This window comes from Vibrio sp. D173a (genome assembly GCF_030248475.1).
Genome location: NZ_JAHGAH010001215.1, coordinates 1 through 616, shown reverse-complemented (window position 1 = coordinate 616; position 616 = coordinate 1). Strand labels below are relative to the sequence as shown.

Annotated in this window: 1 protein-coding gene; it reads left to right on the top strand. The window is 44.8% G+C overall.

The features are described 5' to 3' along the window. On the top strand, window positions 1-493 hold a 493-nt coding region (locus tag KIV40_RS32390), incomplete at its 5' end, for a GNAT family N-acetyltransferase (RefSeq protein WP_285353456.1). Window positions 494-616: the final 123 nt, after the last annotated feature.

Sequence of the window (616 nt, the reverse complement as noted above, 5' to 3'; positions counted from 1 at the left end):
GTTCGCTCAATGCATTCAAAAGTCATCAAGCCTATTTCGTTGGATTGATTGGTGCCAAAGCGCTTATTCAGAGCAAGACGCCGAGAAGTTCATTCTTGCCACGCGACTAAATTGGGTCAAAGCGGATGCCTTCGGCTTCGGTATTTTTGATCGTGAAAGTAACGCTCTTATGGGGATGGTAGCGATCAATGAGCTCTACCACACCTTTAATATGGCGAGCTTGGGCTATTGGGTCGCAGACAAATATCAGAGGCAAGGCATAGCAAAAGAAGCCATGTTAGCTTTATTTGAGTTCTGTTTTGCACAGCTCAAACTTACAAGACTTGAAATAGTGTGCGATCTCGACAACCTGCCTAGCCAACATCTGATAGAGGCTTGTGGAGCCACTCGTGAAGCGATAGCTCGAAACCGATTCATCTTTAATGGACAGCCCAAAGATGGCGTGGTCTACGCAGTGCTTCCACCAAGTTATGGGCACGAAAAACGAACATAAACCGATGACATAAAAAAAGAGCTCCTGAGAGCTCTTTTTCGTACGTCTTTATTTAATCTGCTTATTAGTGAAGCTTAAGGTTTGGACGCAATACGCGGTTAATACGGCCTACCAACATCATCA